The organism is Brevundimonas sp. BAL450, from assembly GCF_015767455.1.
In the GTDB taxonomy this organism is placed as follows: domain Bacteria; phylum Pseudomonadota; class Alphaproteobacteria; order Caulobacterales; family Caulobacteraceae; genus Brevundimonas; species Brevundimonas abyssalis.
Genome location: NZ_JADWOW010000015.1, coordinates 1 through 1,169 on the forward strand (window position 1 = coordinate 1; position 1,169 = coordinate 1,169).

The window sequence follows — 1,169 nt, forward strand, 5'->3', positions numbered from 1 at the left end:
ACGCCGGCGCCGACGGTGCGGCCGCCTTCGCGGATGGCGAAGCGGAGCTTCTCTTCCATGGCGATCGGGGTGATCAGCTCGACGTTCAGCTCGGCGTTGTCGCCGGGCATGATCATCTCGACACCTTCCTTCAGGTGCACGATGCCGGTCACGTCCGTGGTGCGGAAGTAGAACTGCGGACGGTAGTTCGTGAAGAACGGCGTGTGACGGCCGCCCTCTTCCTTGGTCAGGATGTAGGCCTCGGCCACGAACTTGGTGTGCGGGGTGATCGAGCCCGGCTTGCACAGCACCTGGCCGCGCTCGACGTCTTCACGCTTGGTGCCGCGCAGCAGCACGCCCACGTTGTCGCCCGCCTGGCCCTGGTCCAGCAGCTTGCGGAACATTTCCACGCCCGTGCAGGTGGTCTTCTGAACGGGGCGGATGCCCACGATCTCGACTTCCTCACCCACCTTGACGATGCCGCGCTCGACCCGGCCCGTCACCACGGTGCCGCGGCCCGAGATCGAGAACACGTCTTCCACCGGCATCAGGAACGGCAGGTCCACCGGACGCTCCGGCTGCGGGATGTAGCTGTCCACCGCCGCCATCAGCTCAAGGATGCGCTCCTCGCCGATCTGCGGGTCACGGCCTTCCACCGCGGCCAGGGCCGAACCCTTGACCACCGGGATGTCGTCGCCGGGGAACTGGTACGACGAAAGCAGCTCGCGCACTTCCATCTCCACCAGCTCGAGCAGCTCCTCGTCGTCGACCATGTCGACCTTGTTCAGGAACACCACCAGCGCCGGCACGCCGACCTGACGGGCCAGCAGGATGTGCTCGCGGGTCTGGGGCATCGGGCCGTCGGCGGCCGAGCACACCAGGATCGCGCCGTCCATCTGGGCGGCGCCCGTGATCATGTTCTTCACATAGTCGGCGTGGCCCGGGCAGTCCACGTGGGCGTAGTGACGGTTGGCCGTCTCATACTCGACGTGCGCCGTGTTGATCGTGATGCCGCGCGCCTTCTCTTCCGGGGCCGCATCGATGTCCGCATAGGCCATCGCCTTGGCGCCGCCGGCCTTGGCCAGCGTCATCGTGATCGCCGCCGTCAGCGTCGTCTTGCCGTGGTCAACGTGGCCGATCGTGCCGATGTTGCAGTGCGGCTTGTTACGTTCGAACTTTTCCTTGGCCAT

At 66.3% G+C, this 1,169-nt stretch carries 1 protein-coding gene; it reads right to left on the minus strand.

The features are described 5' to 3' along the window. Positions 1–1,169: elongation factor Tu (gene tuf / locus IWC96_RS00090; RefSeq protein ID WP_196838124.1), on the minus strand; the 1,169-nt coding region annotated here is incomplete at both ends.